This is a genomic window from Leisingera sp. CC-HEC096 (assembly GCF_059429235.1).
Genome location: NZ_JCAIJS010000001.1, coordinates 1,678,438 through 1,695,687, shown reverse-complemented (window position 1 = coordinate 1,695,687; position 17,250 = coordinate 1,678,438). Strand labels below are relative to the sequence as shown.

Here is a 17,250-nt window from a genome sequence, read left to right as displayed (position 1 = left end):
GGCAATTCTGCGTCAGGTCACCAGGCGCAACTGTTGCCGTGGTGCCGCTGTGCCTAGGCGCAGCGCGTCATAGGGATCTTCGTCTGCCAGCATCATATCGGCCACCTGGCGCAGCAGCTGGCGGCGCCCCTCGCGGGAATAAAACCCGCCGGGCACCTGCGACGTTTCCAGCAGAAAGCGGCGGTAATCCTTGTAGGCGCGGCTGTCGGGGCGGCAGGCGGCTGCAAAGAATTCTGCCAGCGGCTGCTGCGAGACAAACTCCGGCTTGCCATAAACCGCGCGTCCGAACACCCGCAGCGGAATGCCGCGCCACAGCACCTGCTGGCCGGCGGTAGAGTTGACGGTCACCGCGGTGCGCGCCTCGTTCAGCAGCTGCGCCAGCTTGCCGCCGCGCACATAATGGACCCGGCCGGCGATGCCATGCTCCCGCGCCAGCCGCCGCAGCGTGCGGCGCACCTGGGCGCGGCCATCTTCCAACGGGTGTGCCTTGATCACCAGGTGATGATGGCGCGGTGCGCCTTCGGCAAAGCCGCTGATCACTTCCTCCAGGAAATCGCGCATGCTGCTGAACGGGGAGTGCATCTGGAAGGAGCTGTCATGCTCCAGCTGCAGCAGCGCCAGATGGTAGGGAAAGCCGCCGTTGCGGATGCGCAGCTCCGCCAGCCGCCGCTCCAGCGCCTGCGCGGGCATCAGCAGCAAGCGCTTGAGGTAAAGCTGGAATTCCTTGGTCACCGGCAGCGCCCGGTGGGGGCAGAAGTTGCGGTACTTGCGGTTCCAGAACATCACGAACCAGTGGTACAGCGCGCCGTAAAAGACATGCTGGCGCATATCGCCCCAATGCGCCGGCGGCAGCGGCGCTTCCATGTCAGACAGCGCCAGTGCCTCCTGCATGCCGGGAACCGTCATATCCATCAGCCGCGAATGGCCATTGGCGCCGCCGCGCTCGTAGGTCACCCAATAGGGGCGCAGATAGCCTTCTTCGAACACATGCACGGTAAGGCCGCGCTGCTGCGCCGCCGCCACTGCTGCTGCGTGAATAGGGCGGGTGTCGCCGTAGAGCACAATGTCGGTGACGGACCGGCTGTCCAGCAGCCCGGCCAGCACCTCCGGCCATTCCTGCTGGCTGCCGGTGAAAGGAATGTAGCTGTCCCTGCCGCGCCAGAAGGCTTGGTCGCCGGCATTGAACCCCACCCGCGCCACCTCGCAGCCTGCAGCCCGCAGCATCTTGCCAAGCGCGGCGAAAAACGGCCCGTGCGGGCCCTGCAGGAACAGGAAGCTTCGGTGTGTCGCAGGATGGTTGGGCATCACGGGGTGCAGAACTCGAAATACAAGAATAAGGACCGGCTAACATTTGAGTGCGGCGAAACTATGGCCTCAGCAGGGGAGAACGCAAGCCGGGGCTTGTGAAGACCGTGCGGCTTGGCTACCTCTGCCGCAGGATAGACATTGCACCGGCGGGGAGCGTACCCATGTTCACAGGCATCATCACTGACGTCGGCACCATCGCCGAACTGGAGCAGCAGGGCGACCTGCGCGCGCGGATCCGCACAGCCTATGACACGGCCACCATCGACATCGGCGCTTCAATCGCGTCCGATGGTGTCTGCCTGACCGTGGTTGCGCTGGGCGATGACTGGTACGACGTGCAGGTCTCGGCGGAGACCGTCTCCAAGACCAACCTCGGCGCCTGGGCCGTAGGCAAGCGGGTGAACCTGGAGCGCGCGTTGAAAGTGGGCGACGAGCTGGGCGGCCATATCGTGTCCGGCCATGTGGACGGCGTCGCCGAAGTGGTGGCCATGACGGATGAGGGCGACAGCACCCGCGTCACCCTGCGCGCACCGGAGGCGCTGGCGCGCTTCATTGCCCCCAAGGGCTCGGTAGCGCTGAACGGCACTTCGCTGACGGTGAACGATGTGGATGGCTGCGACTTCGGCATCAACTTCATCCCGCACACCAAGGACGTCACCACCTGGGGCGAAGTGAAGACCGGTGACCGCATCAACCTGGAAATCGACACCCTGGCCCGCTACGTCGCGCGCCTGCAGGAAGCCGGATAAGCGCGTCGGCCCTTTCATCTTTCCCGAAATACTCCGGGGTGAGGCCGTCAGGCCGAGGGGCAGCGCCCCTCAACCTCCTTTTGCAGAAGCTCTCCCGCCCTTTCAGCCAGCATCTTAGATGCTGTCTCAAGCGTTGGGCCGGGCGCGCCGCCAAGGCGCCGCGCATCACCACATGTCGCCGACGGTGTATCCCGCAGGGAACGGGTCGCTGGGATCCAGCGTGTAGCTGGAGAGGCCATAGATCCAGCCTTGGCCGGACAAGGTCGGGACAATAGCCTTGTATGGCCCCACCTGTGTCTCTTCGGCAATCCGCCCGGTGAAGGTGGTGCCCAGCGGCCCGGCATTCACATAATCCTGCCCGGCGCCCAGCAGCCCGCGCGCGTGCAGCACCGCCATTTTGGCGCAAGTGCCGGTGCCGCAGGGCGAGCGGTCGAGGATGCCGCTGGCGTCCTGCGGGCGCTCCGGGTTGAAGGGGCCGGTCGAAATGGTGATCGCACCGCGGCCGTGGGTTCCTTCGGCAACCGGCGCGCCCCAGAGGTTCGTGATGGTCGGGCCGGTGATCTCAGGATTGTCCGGATGCACCACCGGCAACTGCTCGGCGGCAGCGTGGCGGATCGCCTCGGATACGCGCACGATCTCCGCGCCGTTGTCCGCGTCCAGCGAAACACCCAGCCGTTCAGCCTCGGCCAGCACAAAGAACATGCCGCCCCAGGCCACATCCACGGTAACGGTGCCGAGCCCCGCCACCTCCACCTGCGCATCCAGATGCACGGCAAAGGCGGGCACGTTCCGGAACGCCACCCGTGTCACCTTGCCGTCCCGGCATTCGGCCCGCACCCGGATCAGCCCGGCCGGCGCCTCCAGCACCAGCTCCGTCACCGGCTCCACCATCGGCACGATGCCGGTTTCCAGCAGCACCGTCACCACGCAGATGGTGTTGGAGCCGGACATCGGCGGGTATTCGGTCTGCTCGAAGATGATGAAACCCGCATCGGCCTCCGGGTGGCAGGGCGGCACGATGGCATTGCCGCACAGGCCGGGATTGCCGCGCGGCTCGCGCAGCATCGAGAGGCGGATCCCGTCATGGTTCGCCGCCATGTCCTGCATCTTCTCAAACACCGAATTGCCCCGCAGCAGGGGCATGCCGCCGGTGATCACCCGGCCTGGCTCGCCCTCTGCATGAGCCTCGACCGCCTGCAGTATGCGGGATGCGCGCATGTCTGGTCCTCCCAACCCATTGATGCTTGATCCGGAGATTGGATCCAAAACCACTTGTGCACAGATGCACAGGGCGCGTCCAGACCCCTTGTTGCCGTTTGCGGGACTGGCATTTGCTGCCGGCCTGGGCTATCTGGCTGGGAAAGAACCCGCAGTGCCAGGCGTGCTGCCCACGCACATCGAAAGGCTGCCATATGAGCTTTGAAACACCGGGGCCGGTTGAGGCGCAACTGCGCGATGCCATCAGCCCGATTGAAGAGATCATCGAAGAGGCCCGCCAGGGCCGTATGTTCATCCTGGTCGACCACGAGGACCGCGAGAACGAAGGCGACCTGGTGATCCCGGCCCAGCACGCCGATGCCGCCGCGATCAACTTCATGGCCACCCACGGCCGCGGGCTGATCTGCCTGACGATGCCGGCCGAGCGGATCGAGGAACTGGGCCTGCCGATGATGGCGCTGCACAACTCCTCGCGCCACGAAACCGCCTTTACGGTCTCCATTGAAGCGCGCGAGGGCGTGTCCACCGGCATCTCCGCCGCGGACCGCGCCCTGACCGTGGCCACCGCCATCGACCCGGACAAGACCGCAGCCGACATCGCCACACCAGGCCATGTTTTCCCGCTGCGTGCGCGCCGGGGCGGGGTTTTGGTCCGCGCAGGCCACACCGAGGCCGGTTGCGACGTGGCCCGCCTGGCAGGCCACTACCCGTCCTCCGTGATCTGCGAGATCATGAAGGAAGACGGCACCATGGCGCGTCTGCCCGACCTGGTGGAGTACGCGCAGAAGCACGGGCTGAAAATCGGCACCATCTCCGACCTGATCACCTACCGCGCCCGCAACGACAACCTGGTGGTGGAGACCTCGCGCGAGACCGTGACCTCCGAAATCGGCGGCGAGTGGGAGATGCGCCTGTTCACCGATCAGACCCAAGGCATTGAGCACGTGGTGATGATCAAGGGCGACATCACCACGCCGGAGCCGGTGCTGGTGCGCACCCACGCGCTGCATGAGGCGACCGACATCCTGGGCCTCGGCCCCAAGTCCGCCCGCCAGCTGCCCCGCGCGATGGAGATCATCGCCGAAGAGGGCCGCGGCGTGGTGACCCTGTTCCGCCAGCCGCGCAATGCTTTGTACGCTAATGAGGACGAGGGCCCGCGCACGGTGACCATCAAGCAGACCGGCATCGGCGCCCAAATCCTGTCGAGCCTGGGCCTGCATGAGCTGGTCCTGCTGACTGACTCGCCCTCGACCAAATACGTCGGGCTGGACGCCTATGGCCTGTCCATCACCGGCAGCCGCCCCATTCTGAAGGACGCTTGATATGGCTGGACATGAAACCCACTACACCCTGCCGCGCGCCGAGTTCGACAAGCCGGTGAAGCTGCTAATTGTTGTCGCGCCCTACTACAAGGATATCGCCGACAATCTGGTCGCCGGCGCCGCGGCCGAGATCGAAGCCGCGGGCGGCACTTTTGAAATCGTGGAAGTGCCCGGCGCGCTGGAAGTGCCCACCGCGATTGCCATTGCCGACCGCAGCTCGAACTTCGACGGCTATGTGGCGCTGGGCTGCGTGATCCGCGGCGAGACCACCCATTACGAGACGGTCTGTAACGACAGCTCCCGCGCGATCCAGCTGATGGGCTTGCAGGGCCTGTGCATCGGCAACGGCATCCTGACCGTGGAAAACCGCAAGCAAGCCGAGGTGCGCGCCGATACCGCCGATCAGAACAAAGGCGGCGGCGCTGCGGCTGCGGCCTTGCATCTGATCGCGCTCACGCGTAAGTGGGGCGCCCAGACCAAAGGCATCGGCTTCAAGGCACCCGCAGGGGCGTATCAGGTCGCCGGTACAGACAACGGATCCACCAGCGCATGAGCACCCAGGACAGCCGCCCCAAGGGCAACGGCAAGAATCAGATGAGATCGGCAGCGCGGCTCTACGCCGTGCAGGCGCTGTTCCAGATGGAACACAGCGGCCTCACCTTCGACAAGGTGATCGTCGAGTTCGAGGATCACCGGTTTGGTGCTGTCTATGAGGGTGACGAAATGGCGGAGGGCGATACCAAAATCTTCCGCAATCTGGTGCGCGAAGCGGTGAACCATCAGGCGCGGATCGACCAGATGACCGACCGCGCTCTGGTGGCGAAATGGCCGATTGCCCGCATCGACCCGACCCTGCGGGCGCTGTTCCGCGCCGCTGGCGCCGAGATGACCCAGTCCGATACTCCGCCCAAAGTCGTAATCAACGAGTTTGTCGACATCGCCCGCGCCTTCTTTCCCGAAGGCAAGGAGCCGAAGTTCGTCAATGCCGTGCTCGACCACATGGCGCGTGAGGCCAAACCCGAAGCGTTCTGAGGCTGCCGGTCAGGGAGCTGAAAAGAAAAAAAGCGCGCCGATGGGCGCGCTTTTTTGCGTTTGGGGCAGGCGCTGCGCAAGGGGTGCGACAAATTCCGCTCATCTCCTCCGGAACCGCTGGACGGCGCCGCAAAGGCTGATAACCTCACTTTGCAATTCTGGAGGATTCAGATGCCTGAACTGGTGAAGATGTATATCCGCAATGTTGTGATCGGCTTTGCAATCGCCGCGGCCTTTGTGGCGGTGCTTCTGTGGTTCAATGTAATGAACCTCTGGTCGCTGGTCACCGCCTCGGATGCAGGAGTTCTGGCGGTGTTCCTGCTCTGGTTCATGCATGGCATCGTCTTTGCCGGCGTGCAGTTTGCCTGGGCAGTGATGGCGATGGCTGAGAAAGACAGCGGCCCCCGCCGCGGCACTCCGGTGGCGCATGACTTCCAGCCGGTGAAAGTGCCCGCTGAAAAGCCTTCCCAGCGCCAGCAGCAGCTGCGCACGCGCCGCTAAGCAAACCGGCGCACAGGCGTTCTGCCCGCGCTTTCCCCCGGAAGGCGCGGTTTTCTTTTGCAGAGAGGGTGGTGGAAGCGGCGGGACCACCAATCAACCGTGCGGCTTTGATTCCCGAGGACCTGTATATACAGGTGGGCGCCAGGTAAACGGACCAGGATCCGAACAGAGCCAGCTCCCTCGGAATTGCTTAAGGCCACCGGAATGCTGCCTGTCACGAGAAGGGCAGAACCCGCCAAGGGCGTAAGTAAGCTGCCCGGTCCTTCGTTACAAGGGGGAGCGCGGCGCGGCTTCGCCATTTCCGGGCAAAACCGCGGGATTGCAATTTGTTCTCTAATTGTTCACATTCGCGTCCATGATTGAAGATCTGCAGCCCGGACAAAGACTGGCCCGCGGGGTGTCGCGCTATCTGCGCTCGCTTGGGTTCGCGCCCCTGGAGGAATTCGTCCCCGCCCGCGGCTTGCGGGTGGACGTGATGGCGCTGGGTCCCAAGGGGGAGCTCTGGGTGATCGAGTGCAAATCCAGCCGCGCCGATTTCCAGGCGGATGGCAAGTGGGAAGGCTATCTGGAGTGGTGCGACCGCTATTTCTGGGCGGTGGACATGGAGTTTCCAACCGATCTGTTGCCGGATGGCTCCGGGCTGATCATAGCCGATCCCTATGATGCGGAGATCATCCGAATGGCGCCGGAGGATAAGGTGGCGCCGACGCGCCGCAAGAAGCTGGTGCAGAAATTCGCCATGGACGCCGCCCGCCGCCTGCAAATCCTGCGCGATCCGGACCCTGGCAAGGACGGGCTGCTGCTGGGCGGGGCAGGGGGCGAAGAGCCGGGCGTGTGACTGCGAAAGGGGGCGCTCCCGCGCCTGCAGGTGCCCCCCCCCGGCTGCGCCGGAACCCCTTGGCGGCCTTGGGCCCGGCAGCACGCTTTGCAAGCGCGCTGCGGATAGCGTCTGGAAGCACCCGGTCCGGCAATCCCAAGCGCGCCGGGATGCGGGACGGGTCAACCGTCCCGATTAAAGGGCCGGGACAAGAGACTGCGCGCCAGCCAGCAGGGGCGCGCAATGGGTCAGGCAGGCAGGATCACTTGATGCTGCGCGCCGCCTGGGCAGCCGCGCGGATCTCGTCGGCAATTTCCTCGGCCTCTTCCGGATCAAAGTCCATCGGGATCTCGGTGCCGCCCGCCTCGATGAAGATCCGCACCATGCCCTGATCTGTGGGGCCGATTTGCAGGTTTGCCTCGATGTCGCGTTCGGTATTGATACTCATCTTGCGCTCCTAAGCCGGTCAGCGGATTGCAGCCGGTGCTAGCCCGCCGCACGCTGAAAGGCAAGCCGGGTTTGCGCTACACTCGGTCCATGACGGATGTGACCCTGCGCCGATTCGCCCCGACCGACATGCAATGGCTGGTAGCCCGCCACCAGGATCTCTACGCCCGCGAGGCCGGCTTTGATGAAACTTTCGGGCCGCTGGTTGCCGACATTCTGCACAGTTTCTGCGCGGGCCATGACCCGGGCTGCGAACGGGGCTGGATGGCGGAAAGCCGCGGCGAGCGGCTGGGCACAGTCTTTTGCATGAGGAAGGACGAACAGACCGCGCAGCTGCGGCTGTTCCTGCTGACGCCCAAAGCGCGCGGCAAGGGGCTGGGCAAGCGGCTGTTGCGGGAATGCATGGCGTTTGCCCGCGCCGCAGGCTACCGCGGCATGATGCTGAAAACCCATGAAAGCCACCGCACCGCCTGCGCCTTGTACCGCGCCTTCGGCTGGCAGCTGCGCGGCAGCCGCCCGGTCCACAGCTATGGCCAAGATCTGGTGGAGCAGACCTGGAAGCTGACTTTTGAGGTCTCGGGCGCATAACCAATGCGGTTCCAGGCGGAATTGGATTCGCCTGTAATAGCAAGCGCTTGTGGATAACTCCGCGGCCGCGCCTGCCGCTGGTCCGGCCCGCTGAACCTGTAGGCGCGATGCCTGGGATTTCTGCGGCGGAAAGGCAAAAAAACCTCTTGCGTGCCTCTGGGACGTGCTATAAATGCCCCCTCAGTGCCGCCTTAGCTCAGTTGGTTAGAGCGCTGGATTGTGGATCCAGAGGTCCCCCGTTCAAGCCGGGGAGGCGGTACCATCTCCCCTTGGTAAAATATGAAGTCAGCAAGCGCCGGGCTCATTTGCTTGGCGGTTCTATAGTTTGCGCATTTGCCTGTGACGTTTGCGGCAGCGCAGGGCGGGCCTTGCTGAGCCTGTGCGGAAGCCTCTGCCGGGGCTGGGCTGTTTCTCTCGTGGGATGCAGACCGGCCGCTGCCTGAACCAGCGGCCGGCCCCGGCCTCAATCGGCGGTGCTTGTGGTGGTTGTTGTCGTCGTAGTGGTGGTGCCATCATCGTCATCGGCGATCACAACCAGGAACAGGGCTCCTGCGACCACCCCGGCGGTGGCACCGGCTGACAGGCCGGTCTCCGGCATACGGCCGGTATCAGCTTGGGTCACGGTTTCGGCGCCTGTGGCCTGGCAGGTCACCTGCAGCGAGCCGTCCGGAAGATAGCTGGCGGACACGGGCACACCGGCACCGCAGGCCAGGCGGCGCTTGGCCTCATCCAAGGCCGGGCCCGACGCTTGGGCCAATGCCGCCTGTCCGGCAAAGGCCAGCGGAATAATGAGCGAAGCCGCCCGCAAGATACTGGTATACATGTATAAACAACCTTATGATTGGGACAAATTCAGATTAGTTAACGGCCGTTCACCGGGCAACATTGCTGCGCCGCGGCCCATTCGTTCCGGCAAGAAGCCGCGCAGCGCTGCTGCGCGGACTGCCCGCCGCCGGCGGGCAGTTTCATGCAACAGTTGGGGTTACGAGATGTTCAATTCAATCTGCAAGTGTTTGACAGCAGGGGTTTCCTGCCTGGGCTTGTCCGCCTCGCCCGTCCTGGCGCAAAGCCCGGGTCCGCTTGTCTACACGGTGGTTGTGCCGGGCGGAGAGTTCGGCTCGGCGGCGTTTCTGGCGGAACTGCTGGCAACCCTGGCTGCGGCCAAAGCTTTCTGCGGCGCCACCGGCGATTCGGCTCTGCAGGTCGATTGTCTGTCCGAAAGGCTTGAAGCCGCCGCAGACGGCATCCCGGAAGACACCGACTACGACGAAGTGCGCAGCGTGCTCAAGGACACCTCCGGCAGGCTCAAGCGACTGGCCCGCCAGAACCGCGATCCGGAACGGAACCGGGTGACCGTGTCCAGCGCCGCCGACCCGGCAGAACGCACCGCCCGGCCGCTCACGCCGGTGCGCGCCTCTGTACAGGCCGCCGTGAACCTGGAGGCCACCCGGATATTGGAGGAAGCTGCCACAGTCCTTCTGCGCAGTGCGGAAACCGCGCGGGAGCGGCAGACGCAATACGCCCAAATCGCCGCGGCAATCGACTCGAACAAGGTACTGCTCCGGTCCTGATCGGGCCGGCTTAGTCGGTGATCTGCACCTCTTGGCGCAGTTCACCGGTTTCCCGGTCGTAAATAAGAATGCGGTTGTCGTGGCTCACAACGGCAATCCAGTCCCGGCCCAGAGTCACTGCCTCGGCCTCCGCGCCATCGGGCAGGGCAATTTCCGCAGGCAGCGGCGCGTCACTTGCCTGCAGGCGGATGACAAGCAGCGAGATAATCACTACAAGCCCGCCAATCATCACCACGGTCAGCGTGGTCACCAGCCGCCGCAGGAACCGGATCTGCGGCGGTTCCTGTTGGATTTCGGTCTCGGAAGGATCAGTCATGGGCAGCCGCCGGATTGAGTTTGTCATCGCGGAAAACCCGCCTAAGCGGCTTGATAAAGCGGTTTCGCGCGATGTGCCAGAGGAGGCGTCGCTGTCGCGCACCCGTCTGGCCCGGCTGATCGAGGAGGGGGCGCTGACGGTGGATGGTGCCGTGGTGAGGGATCCCAAGGCGAAGATTGCCGAAGGCGCGCAGATTGCGATCGAGGTGGAAGAGGCCGAAGACAGCCATATCGGCCCCGAGGATATCCCGCTGGAGATCGTTTTTGAGGACGACGATCTGATTGTCATCAACAAGCCCGCGGGCATGGTGGTGCATCCGGCGCCGGGTTCGCCCTCGGGCACGCTGGTCAACGCGCTGCTGCATCACTTTGGCGGCAACCTGTCGGGTGTCGGCGGGGTCAAGCGTCCTGGTATCGTCCACCGCATTGACAAGGAAACCAGCGGCCTCCTGGTGGTGGCCAAATCCGATGCCGCGCATCAGGGGCTGGCCGCGCAATTTGAGAAACACACGGTGGAACGCTACTATCAGGCGGTTTGCTACGGGGTTCCGGACGGCAACGACCCGCGTCTGCGCGGCGTCAAGGGCGCGAGCTTTGAGCCCGGCAATATCCTCAAGCTCACCACTCAGCTGGCCAGGCACAAGACCGACCGGCAGCGCCAGGCCGTTTTGTTTCAGGGCGGACGCCACGCGGTGACCCGCGCCCGCATCTGCGAAAGTTTCGGCAATCCCCCCTGCGCGGCGCTGATCGAGTGCTGGCTGGAAACCGGCCGCACCCACCAGATCCGGGTGCATATGGCTCATGCCGGCCACGGGCTGGTGGGCGATCCCACCTATGGCGGCCGCCGCAAGCTGCCTGCCAAGGTGCTGAGCGCGGCGGCGCAGGCTGCGGTGCAGGCCTTCCCGCGCCAGGCGCTGCACGCAGCGGTGCTCGGCTTTGCGCATCCGGTCACCGGTGAGCCGCTCAGATTCGAAGCGCCGCTGCCGCAGGATATGGCGGATTTGCTGGCGGCTTTGCGGCAGTAAATTACCAGCAAATAGTTGTGTTCTTACCTGTGATGCAATTCACAGACCGCCCCGCCGGAGCTAACATAGAAGAATTCCACAAGCGGTCCTTGAAAAGGGCTTAGCGCTAACACATATGCGCTAATGTTAAGTCCTTATACATTTTGGGAGGGACACTTTAGATGGCGAATTATGCAAACCTGCCTGCCCCGACGCCCGAAGGCGGCCTGAACCGGTATCTCCAGGAAATCCGCAAATTTCCGCTGCTGGAACCGGAAGAGGAATACATGCTGGCGAAGCGCTGGGTCGAGGAACAGGATGCGGCTTCGGCCCACAAGATGGTGACCTCCCATCTGCGGCTCGCGGCAAAAATCGCCATGGGCTACCGCGGCTATGGCTTGCCGCAGGCCGAAGTGATCTCTGAGGCGAATGTTGGCCTGATGCAGGCGGTGAAACGCTTTGATCCGGAAAAGGGCTTCCGCCTGGCGACCTATGCCATGTGGTGGATCCGCGCCTCGATCCAGGAATACATCCTGCGTTCCTGGTCGCTGGTGAAGCTGGGCACCACCTCGGCGCAAAAGAAACTGTTCTTCAACCTGCGCAAGGCCAAGGCCCGCATCGGCGCGCTGGAAGACGGCGATCTGCGCCCCGAGAATGTCAAGAAAATCGCCACGGATCTCGGCGTGACCGAGGACGAGGTGATCTCGATGAACCGCCGCATGTCCGGCGGCGATGCCTCGCTGAATGCCACTGTCGGCAGCGAGGGCGAGGGCACCATGCAGTGGCAGGACTGGCTGGAGGATGAAGATGCCGACCAGGCCGGCGATTACGAGGCTCGTGATGAGCTGGAGGCGCGGCGCGAGCTGCTGGCCGAAGCGCTGGATGTGCTCAACGATCGCGAGAAGGACATCCTGACCCAGCGCCGCCTGATGGATCAGGCGGTGACGCTTGAGGACTTGAGCTCGCAGTATAACGTCAGCCGCGAACGGATCCGCCAGATCGAGGTGCGGGCGTTTGAAAAGCTGCAGAAGAAGATGCGCGAGCTGGCAAGCGAAAAGGGCATGCTGTCCAGCGTCTGACCGCTGTGTCCCGAAGAAACGTATAAAGGCGGTGCTCCGGCACCGCCTTTTTTCGTGCCCCGGGCTGCTGGCGGTTGCGCTGGCTTTACGGCAGCAGTGTTTCCCCAATGTTTCGCGCGCGAAACATTGGGTCAGTCAGGCTGACCTGAATGGCTGGCGGATGCTGGCAGGAAACCTGTCTGGCGCGTGCCTGGCTGCTGCGGAGCTGGGTGCGCTTAGGCTGGATGGGGCTGACTGGCGGAAGTGCTGGCTGCAAGTCTGGCGCGTGGCTGGCTGAAATCACTCTGGTGGCGGGCATCGCTGGCGGTCTGGCTGTCCCGGAGGATGGCTGGTGCGCTGGCTGCTTGCGGCCTGGTGATTCTGGCTTGCTTGCAATCTTTGTGTTCTGTGTATCGGCTGCCTGCCGGCCGGTCAATGGAAAATGCAATAAAATCAAATAGTTGACAGAATTGCTCGGATATTGCCGGCGCACGGCACTGGTCAGGCTGCCTGTGCGTACCTACATTCACATCCTCTGGCACAGGAGGAGGAGCCATGGCAGGCGGCTGGGCGCAGGACGGCGCGGTGAATGAACAGATCGAAGCTTCGATCAATGATGAGCTGGCGCGGCTGAAGGCGCAGAAGCGCCCGGTGGGCGAAAGCCGGACCCATTGCGCTGAATGCGAGGAGCCGATCCCGGAAAAACGCCGCGTGGCCATTCCCGGCGTCAAGCTCTGCATCGACTGCCAGCAGGAGCGCGACGGCGCGCATCAGGCGCGCGGCGGCATCAACCGGCGCGGCTCCAAGGACAGCCAGCTGAAGTAATCAGAGCCGGGATCGCGGCACGGGCGCCGTGCGGTCAGCAATATCGTTTGGACCGCCCGCAGGCGGCTGATACCGCAGAAGCGGCAGCATACGCCCCAGCCAGCGCAGCCTGCCGTGCTGTTCGACCCACAGCGCGTAGGCGACATAGGTCGGGTCCTCGGACAGGTGCTTTTCCTCCGCCTTGGCGCGCAGGAAATAAATCCCGTTGATGCCTAGCAGCAGCAAGCAGTGGCGCAGTGCCTCGGCGGTGCCTTCGGTGGTGAAAAAGGGCACCGACAGCAGCCACCAAGATATGTTCTTGAACAGATACGACGGATGGCGGGTCCAGCGGTAGGGGCCGTTGGTGATGATGCCGCGGTGGGTGAGGTTGGAAAACCGGATGCCAAAGGAGGCGTTGGCCCAGGCCCACAGCACCTTGGCCGTGACGATGGCGGCGCCCCAAAGGGCCACCCAAAGCCCCCAGCCGGTCCCGAACATGTCCAGCCAGCCGAGACCGTCATTGTACTCCAGATACTTGCGGCCGATGACCGAGAAGAACGGCACATACATTGCCAGCGTCACCACCCAGCCCCAGAACAGCGGATTGCAGGAGCGGATGTGCGAATTGGTGAGCCGCAGGGTCAGCATATAGCCGATGCTGACAAAGGCCAGGTCGACACCCACCGCCAGCCGGCCGGTGTAGCTGACAAAGGCGGGAAAGCTCTCCACTGCCGCGGTCAGCGGCGTCTTCAGCAAATAGGCGGCATTACCGCTGAAATAGACAAACATCAGCGGCAGAAAGAACCCCTTGATCAGCCAGCCGAGGCTGTAGTCCAGCAAAGCTGCCCTGTTCGCTGGGGCGAGGCGGCCAAGGAGCAGGTTGCCTGCGTGAAAATAGCCGTCTTCTGGCCTGCACATCCGGAGATCGGTGAGGATGAAGTAGGGAACCGCCAGGACCAGAAGCACCGGCACGCAGATGCGGCAAGCCTCCCAGAACGGCGCGTAGAATGAACGGTGGTATTCCGGAAACAGCCAATAGGCCGCGGCGATCACGGCGAGGGTGCCGCACAGGCCAACCAGCTTCACCAGCACACGCGGCCAGTGGATGTGCTGCCAGCGCAGCGCAGTCAGCTGCCCAAGCCCGGCTGCCTTGTGGCGGTACACCCGCAGCACCAGGACCTCATGCGCCATCATTGGCAGCGCGGTGGCGAGCATCGCAATAATCCCGGCCTCAACCCGCCCGGTGCCAGTGCCCCGCATCAGCAACAAGGCGGCGAAGTAGCCAGCAAGCCCAAGCAGCATGGTGACCTGGCTGGTCGCTGAGGCTGGCGGGTCTGATCTGGGACGTTCACTCATTCTGCTCGAACCGGATGCATGTGGCATTGCAGCATCAAGCTAGCTCAGGCAGCAGCAGTTTCCCGTCAATTCAGAAATTCGCAGCTGCTGGTCGCCGTTTTCAGAGCGTGACCCGTGGAGCCTGCCGGGGGTCAGACGCCGTATCTCTTGCGAAGCTTGCGGACCTGCCTGCCAATCTTGTTGCCTGGCTTAACCCGTTCGGCGAACTCTTTTTTGGTCCGGTACCACTCATTCTTTTTCTGGTCGTGCTTCCACAGGCGCCCCTGGCTGTCTGCAACGTGCCGCCAGCATTTCTTTTCCGGCTCCTCGCCGACCTTACCGCCGTCATCGTAGTACCAAACGGCTTCATAGCAGAGGTTTCCCCGAGTGGTGGCATACCACTTGCCAATTCCGACACTCTCTTTCCATACCGCCTGGAATTTGCCGTCAGCCCCCCAGTAGGACCCGCCTTTGCTCCAGACCCACGTTTTTCCCGCGTACAGTTCTGCAATTGTTTGACCGCTGACAGCATTCTTCCGGTCAGGACCAGCGGCAAACACCGCGGTTGCTGCAAGAACGGATGCTACTATGCTGATGTTTCTGAGCAATGACATCACTTATCCCCTCAAACTAGTGAACTGCGTTACTATACCACAAATTGACTGGTTTTCCGAGAATGTGACTTTGAGAGGTATCCTGTTTTGCTGCTTCCGGTGGCTGACCCGCGCGCGGATGCAGCTTTTGGCTTCAGGCGCGCGCCAGGTCCATCCGAAGGATGTGCTGCGGGCCGGCAAGGCCGTGGGGGTATATGCCGCCGGTATCGGCAAAGCCGCCCTTCAGGTAACAGCGGACGGCGCCAGGGTTCTGCAGGTTGACCGTCAGCACCACCGCGCGGCGGTCCGGGTAATGGCCGGGCAGGTAGTCTTTCAGCGCTGCCACGGCCGCGGTGGCATAGCCGTTGCCCTGATCCTCCCGGCCGATCATAAAGGCGCGCAGGCCCAGCTCATCCGCTTGGGCGAACTCATAGGTCTCATGATACAGCCGGTCGATTTTGAAGAAGCCGACCGCGCGGGCATCGTCGAGGATGGCGTGAAAATCCACGCCCTCCTCATTCTCTTCAAACGCCTGCGCCACAGTGCCGGAAAAGCGGATCTGATCCGGTTCCACCTGGATGCGGGAAACCAGATCAAATTCGTTGCGGGCCACCGGGTGCAAGGTGATGGGCATCAGTCTTCCATCGCTTCCAGCTCGTCAATGAAGCCGGAGATCATGCTGAGGCCCTTGTCCCAGAACTTGGGGTCGGTGGCATCGAGGCCGAAGGGCGCTAGCAGCTCCTTGTGGTGCTTGGAGCCGCCTGCCTTGAGCATCTCGAAATACTTGTCCTCGAACCCTTCGCCGCCTTCGGCGTAGACCGAGTAGAGCGCGTTCACCAGCCCGTCGCCAAAGGCATAGGCGTAAACGTAGAAGGGCGAATGCACAAAGTGCGGGATGTAGGCCCAGAAGGTCTCATACCCGTCCATGTACTCAAACGCTTCGCCCAGGCTTTCGGCCTGCACAGACATCCAGATGGCGTTGATGTCGTCCGGGGTCAGCTCGCCCTCGGCACGGGCGGCGTGCAGTTTGCATTCAAAATCATAAAAGGCGATCTGGCGCACGACCGTGTTGATCATGTCCTCGACCTTGCCCGCCAGCAGCACCTTGCGCTGCTCCTTGGTTTCGGCCTTGTCGAGCATCTTGCGGAAGGTGAGCATCTCGCCGAACACGGACGCGGTTTCCGCCAGCGTCAGCGGGGTGGAGGAGAGCATTTCGCCCTGTTCTGCCGCCAGCACCTGGTGCACGCCGTGGCCCAGCTCATGCGCCAGGGTCATCACGTCGCGCGGTTTGCCCAGGTAGTTCAGCATCACATAGGGGTGGACGTTGGTGACAGTCGGGTGGGCAAAGGCGCCGGGCGCCTTGCCGGGCTTCACGCCGGCGTCGATCCAGCCGTCGGAGAAGAACGGCGCAGCGATCTCGCCCATGCGGGGGTCAAAGGAGTTATAAGCCTCCATCACCGTCTTTTCAGCCTCGTCCCAGCTGATGGTGCGGGTGTCTTCCAGCGGCAAGGGCGCGTTGCGGTCCCAGACCTGCATGACGTCGAGGCCGAGCCATTTGCGCTTCAGCTCGTAATAGCGGTGGCTCAGCTTAGGGTAGGCGGCAACCACCGCCTCGCGCAGCGCCTCGACCACCTCAGGCTCCACGTCGTTGGAGAGGTGGCGCCCCATCTGTGCGCTGGGCATGCCGCGCCAGCGGTCGATGATCTCTTTTTCCTTGGCTTGCGTGTTGTGGACGCGGGCAAAGGTCTTGATGTTTTCGCCGAACACGCGGGCCAGTTCGCGGGCCGCAGCCTCGCGTTTAGAACGATCCTGCTCTGTCAGCAGGTTCAGGGTGCCTTCGATGTTCAGCTCTTCGCCGTTCACGGTGAAGGTGAGGCCGGCGATGGTCTCGTCAAACAGCTTTTCCCAGGCGTCGCCAACGATGCCGAGGTCGTGCATGAATTTCTCCAGCTCATCGGACAACTGGTAGGGCTTCATCGCGCGGATGCGGCGGAAGACGCTCTCATAACGCCCCAGTTCCGCGTTGGCGGCCAGATGCGCGTCCATCACGCTGTCTTCGATCCGGTTCAGCTCCAGCGTGAAGAACACCAGCGGGGTGGTGGCGATGGTCACCTTTTCCTGGCAGTCCGACAGGAAGGCCGCGCGGTCCGCGTCGGTGGTCAGCTGGTAATAGCGCAGGCCCGCAAAGGACATGATGCGGCCGGCGATGTTGTTGATCTTCTCGTTGCGCTGCACGCACTCCAGCAGGCCATCCGCGTCAAGATCCGCCAGCTTGCCCTCGTAATCGGCGGCGAAGGCGGCGCATTCCTGCTGGAGCCAGTCCAGATCGCGGGCCAGTTCGGGGGCGTCCTCGGAGGTGTAGAGGTCGCTGAGGTCCCATTCCGGCAGGTCGCCAAGGCCGCCGGAACCGGCTGTGGCGTTTGCGTCGCGGACGGGGAAGGGAAGCTGGAACATGGGGGCTCCTGTCATGTGAAATGCTTTGCCCCAACATCTAAGCGGCGGCTTGCGGGATCACAAGCAGCCGGGGGCGGATCAGCACAGGAGAATGGCAGAGGCGGGTAACGGCCGGGTAAAAGAGGGGTGCGCTG

20 protein-coding genes and 1 tRNA gene are annotated in these 17,250 nt (G+C 63.4%); 12 read left to right on the top strand and 9 right to left on the bottom strand.

Features of this window, described 5'->3' with window-relative positions; all coding sequences use genetic code 11:
• Positions 1-12: 12 nt before the first annotated feature.
• On the bottom strand, positions 13-1,305 hold the full coding sequence (locus AC5STI_RS08290) for a capsule polysaccharide biogenesis protein (protein ID WP_495446325.1): 1,293 nt from the start codon (positions 1,303-1,305) through the stop codon (positions 13-15).
• Positions 1,306-1,469: 164 nt separating this feature from the next.
• Here AC5STI_RS08290 and AC5STI_RS08285 point away from each other — a divergent pair, with 164 nt between their 5' ends.
• Positions 1,470-2,057, top strand: a complete 588-nt coding sequence (locus AC5STI_RS08285; protein WP_495446324.1) for a riboflavin synthase — start codon at positions 1,470-1,472, stop codon at positions 2,055-2,057.
• A 165-nt stretch (positions 2,058-2,222) separates the two neighbouring features.
• On the opposite strand, the gene AC5STI_RS08280 is transcribed toward AC5STI_RS08285, so the two are convergent.
• A complete protein-coding gene (locus AC5STI_RS08280; RefSeq protein WP_495446323.1) occupies positions 2,223-3,275 on the bottom strand; it encodes a proline racemase family protein in 1,053 nt (350 codons plus the stop codon).
• A gap of 194 nt (positions 3,276-3,469) precedes the next feature.
• Between AC5STI_RS08280 and ribB the strand changes: the two genes are divergently transcribed.
• From ribB to AC5STI_RS08255, 5 genes are all read left to right on the top strand, one after another.
• Entirely contained in the window at positions 3,470-4,597 is a 1,128-nt protein-coding gene (gene ribB, locus AC5STI_RS08275; RefSeq protein WP_495446322.1) for a 3,4-dihydroxy-2-butanone-4-phosphate synthase, read from the top strand.
• A 1-nt stretch (position 4,598) separates the two neighbouring features.
• Entirely contained in the window at positions 4,599-5,150 is a 552-nt protein-coding gene (locus AC5STI_RS08270) for a 6,7-dimethyl-8-ribityllumazine synthase (protein WP_475046633.1), read from the top strand.
• The gene (gene nusB / locus AC5STI_RS08265) at positions 5,147-5,629 is read left to right on the top strand and encodes a transcription antitermination factor NusB (RefSeq protein WP_495446321.1); all 483 of its coding nucleotides are present in this window, start codon (positions 5,147-5,149) and stop codon (positions 5,627-5,629) included. Before AC5STI_RS08270 ends, nusB begins: the two co-directional genes overlap by 4 nt.
• Positions 5,630-5,800: 171 nt before the next feature.
• On the top strand, positions 5,801-6,130 hold the full coding sequence (locus tag AC5STI_RS08260) for a hypothetical protein (protein WP_495446320.1): 330 nt from the start codon (positions 5,801-5,803) through the stop codon (positions 6,128-6,130).
• A 355-nt stretch (positions 6,131-6,485) separates the two neighbouring features.
• Positions 6,486-6,968 (top strand): MmcB family DNA repair protein, encoded by a 483-nt coding sequence (locus AC5STI_RS08255; protein WP_495446319.1) that lies wholly within the window; start codon positions 6,486-6,488, stop codon positions 6,966-6,968.
• Between the two features lie 241 nt (positions 6,969-7,209).
• Here the strand turns inward: AC5STI_RS08255 and AC5STI_RS08250 are convergent, their stop codons facing one another.
• Entirely contained in the window at positions 7,210-7,395 is a 186-nt protein-coding gene (locus AC5STI_RS08250) for a DUF6324 family protein (protein ID WP_421054530.1), read from the bottom strand.
• Positions 7,396-7,466: 71 nt separating this feature from the next.
• Between AC5STI_RS08250 and AC5STI_RS08245 the strand changes: the two genes are divergently transcribed.
• Together AC5STI_RS08245 and AC5STI_RS08240 are read left to right on the top strand one after the other, a co-directional pair.
• The gene (locus tag AC5STI_RS08245) at positions 7,467-7,982 is read left to right on the top strand and encodes a GNAT family N-acetyltransferase (protein WP_495447742.1); all 516 of its coding nucleotides are present in this window, start codon (positions 7,467-7,469) and stop codon (positions 7,980-7,982) included.
• Between the two features lie 185 nt (positions 7,983-8,167).
• Positions 8,168-8,244: transfer RNA gene (locus AC5STI_RS08240), tRNA-His, on the top strand.
• A 201-nt stretch (positions 8,245-8,445) separates the two neighbouring features.
• On the opposite strand, the gene AC5STI_RS08235 is transcribed toward AC5STI_RS08240, so the two are convergent.
• Positions 8,446-8,805, bottom strand: a complete 360-nt coding sequence (locus AC5STI_RS08235; RefSeq protein WP_475046626.1) for a hypothetical protein — start codon at positions 8,803-8,805, stop codon at positions 8,446-8,448.
• A 217-nt stretch (positions 8,806-9,022) separates the two neighbouring features.
• Between AC5STI_RS08235 and AC5STI_RS08230 the strand changes: the two genes are divergently transcribed.
• Positions 9,023-9,553, top strand: a complete 531-nt coding sequence (locus AC5STI_RS08230; protein ID WP_495446318.1) for a hypothetical protein — start codon at positions 9,023-9,025, stop codon at positions 9,551-9,553.
• Positions 9,554-9,563: 10 nt separating this feature from the next.
• On the opposite strand, the gene AC5STI_RS08225 is transcribed toward AC5STI_RS08230, so the two are convergent.
• A complete protein-coding gene (locus AC5STI_RS08225; RefSeq protein WP_495446317.1) occupies positions 9,564-9,869 on the bottom strand; it encodes a DUF6476 family protein in 306 nt (101 codons plus the stop codon).
• Here AC5STI_RS08225 and AC5STI_RS08220 point away from each other — a divergent pair.
• The 3 genes from AC5STI_RS08220 to AC5STI_RS08210 all read left to right on the top strand — a co-directional run bounded on the left by AC5STI_RS08220 (position 9,868) and on the right by AC5STI_RS08210 (position 12,755).
• Positions 9,868-10,893, top strand: a complete 1,026-nt coding sequence (locus AC5STI_RS08220; protein ID WP_490399048.1) for an RluA family pseudouridine synthase — start codon at positions 9,868-9,870, stop codon at positions 10,891-10,893. The genes AC5STI_RS08225 and AC5STI_RS08220 overlap by 2 nt on opposite strands.
• Before the next feature lie 161 nt (positions 10,894-11,054).
• On the top strand, positions 11,055-11,951 hold the full coding sequence (gene rpoH, locus AC5STI_RS08215; protein ID WP_475046619.1) for an RNA polymerase sigma factor RpoH: 897 nt from the start codon (positions 11,055-11,057) through the stop codon (positions 11,949-11,951).
• A gap of 534 nt (positions 11,952-12,485) precedes the next feature.
• The gene (locus AC5STI_RS08210; RefSeq protein WP_495446316.1) at positions 12,486-12,755 is read left to right on the top strand and encodes a DksA/TraR family C4-type zinc finger protein; all 270 of its coding nucleotides are present in this window, start codon (positions 12,486-12,488) and stop codon (positions 12,753-12,755) included.
• Here the strand turns inward: AC5STI_RS08210 and AC5STI_RS08205 are convergent, their stop codons facing one another.
• From AC5STI_RS08205 to AC5STI_RS08190, 4 genes are all read right to left on the bottom strand, one after another.
• On the bottom strand, positions 12,756-14,090 hold the full coding sequence (locus AC5STI_RS08205; RefSeq protein WP_495446315.1) for a methyltransferase family protein: 1,335 nt from the start codon (positions 14,088-14,090) through the stop codon (positions 12,756-12,758). It lies immediately after the preceding gene.
• Between the two features lie 131 nt (positions 14,091-14,221).
• Positions 14,222-14,683, bottom strand: a complete 462-nt coding sequence (locus tag AC5STI_RS08200) for a DUF995 domain-containing protein (protein WP_495446314.1) — start codon at positions 14,681-14,683, stop codon at positions 14,222-14,224.
• Positions 14,684-14,816: 133 nt separating this feature from the next.
• Positions 14,817-15,296 carry a GNAT family N-acetyltransferase gene (locus AC5STI_RS08195; protein ID WP_495446313.1) on the bottom strand — a complete coding sequence of 160 codons (480 nt, stop codon included), beginning with the start codon at positions 15,294-15,296 and terminating at the stop codon, positions 14,817-14,819.
• Complete coding sequence (locus AC5STI_RS08190) at positions 15,296-17,116, bottom strand: M3 family oligoendopeptidase (protein WP_495446312.1); 1,821 nt, start codon at positions 17,114-17,116, stop codon at positions 15,296-15,298. Before AC5STI_RS08190 ends, AC5STI_RS08195 begins: the two co-directional genes overlap by 1 nt.
• Positions 17,117-17,250: the final 134 nt, after the last annotated feature.

Excerpts from the sequence above, each read along its gene's own strand:
- AC5STI_RS08290 (WP_495446325.1), bottom strand. The coding sequence starts at position 1,305 with ATGCCCAACCATCCTGCGACACACCGAAGCTTCCTGTTCCTGCAGGGC.
- AC5STI_RS08285 (WP_495446324.1), top strand. The coding sequence starts at position 1,470 with ATGTTCACAGGCATCATCACTGACGTCGGCACCATCGCCGAACTGGAG.
- AC5STI_RS08280 (WP_495446323.1), bottom strand. The coding sequence starts at position 3,275 with ATGCGCGCATCCCGCATACTGCAGGCGGTCGAGGCTCATGCAGAGGGC.
- ribB (WP_495446322.1), top strand. The coding sequence starts at position 3,470 with ATGAGCTTTGAAACACCGGGGCCGGTTGAGGCGCAACTGCGCGATGCC.
- AC5STI_RS08270 (WP_475046633.1), top strand. The coding sequence starts at position 4,599 with ATGGCTGGACATGAAACCCACTACACCCTGCCGCGCGCCGAGTTCGAC.
- nusB (WP_495446321.1), top strand. The coding sequence starts at position 5,147 with ATGAGCACCCAGGACAGCCGCCCCAAGGGCAACGGCAAGAATCAGATG.
- AC5STI_RS08260 (WP_495446320.1), top strand. The coding sequence starts at position 5,801 with ATGCCTGAACTGGTGAAGATGTATATCCGCAATGTTGTGATCGGCTTT.
- AC5STI_RS08255 (WP_495446319.1), top strand. The coding sequence starts at position 6,486 with ATGATTGAAGATCTGCAGCCCGGACAAAGACTGGCCCGCGGGGTGTCG.
- AC5STI_RS08250 (WP_421054530.1), bottom strand. The coding sequence starts at position 7,395 with ATGAGTATCAATACCGAACGCGACATCGAGGCAAACCTGCAAATCGGC.
- AC5STI_RS08235 (WP_475046626.1), bottom strand. The coding sequence starts at position 8,805 with ATGTATACCAGTATCTTGCGGGCGGCTTCGCTCATTATTCCGCTGGCC.
- AC5STI_RS08220 (WP_490399048.1), top strand. The coding sequence starts at position 9,868 with ATGGGCAGCCGCCGGATTGAGTTTGTCATCGCGGAAAACCCGCCTAAG.
- AC5STI_RS08225 (WP_495446317.1), bottom strand. The coding sequence starts at position 9,869 with ATGACTGATCCTTCCGAGACCGAAATCCAACAGGAACCGCCGCAGATC.
- rpoH (WP_475046619.1), top strand. The coding sequence starts at position 11,055 with ATGGCGAATTATGCAAACCTGCCTGCCCCGACGCCCGAAGGCGGCCTG.
- AC5STI_RS08210 (WP_495446316.1), top strand. The coding sequence starts at position 12,486 with ATGGCAGGCGGCTGGGCGCAGGACGGCGCGGTGAATGAACAGATCGAA.
- AC5STI_RS08205 (WP_495446315.1), bottom strand. The coding sequence starts at position 14,090 with ATGAGTGAACGTCCCAGATCAGACCCGCCAGCCTCAGCGACCAGCCAG.
- AC5STI_RS08200 (WP_495446314.1), bottom strand. The coding sequence starts at position 14,683 with ATGTCATTGCTCAGAAACATCAGCATAGTAGCATCCGTTCTTGCAGCA.
- AC5STI_RS08195 (WP_495446313.1), bottom strand. The coding sequence starts at position 15,296 with ATGCCCATCACCTTGCACCCGGTGGCCCGCAACGAATTTGATCTGGTT.
- AC5STI_RS08190 (WP_495446312.1), bottom strand. The coding sequence starts at position 17,116 with ATGTTCCAGCTTCCCTTCCCCGTCCGCGACGCAAACGCCACAGCCGGT.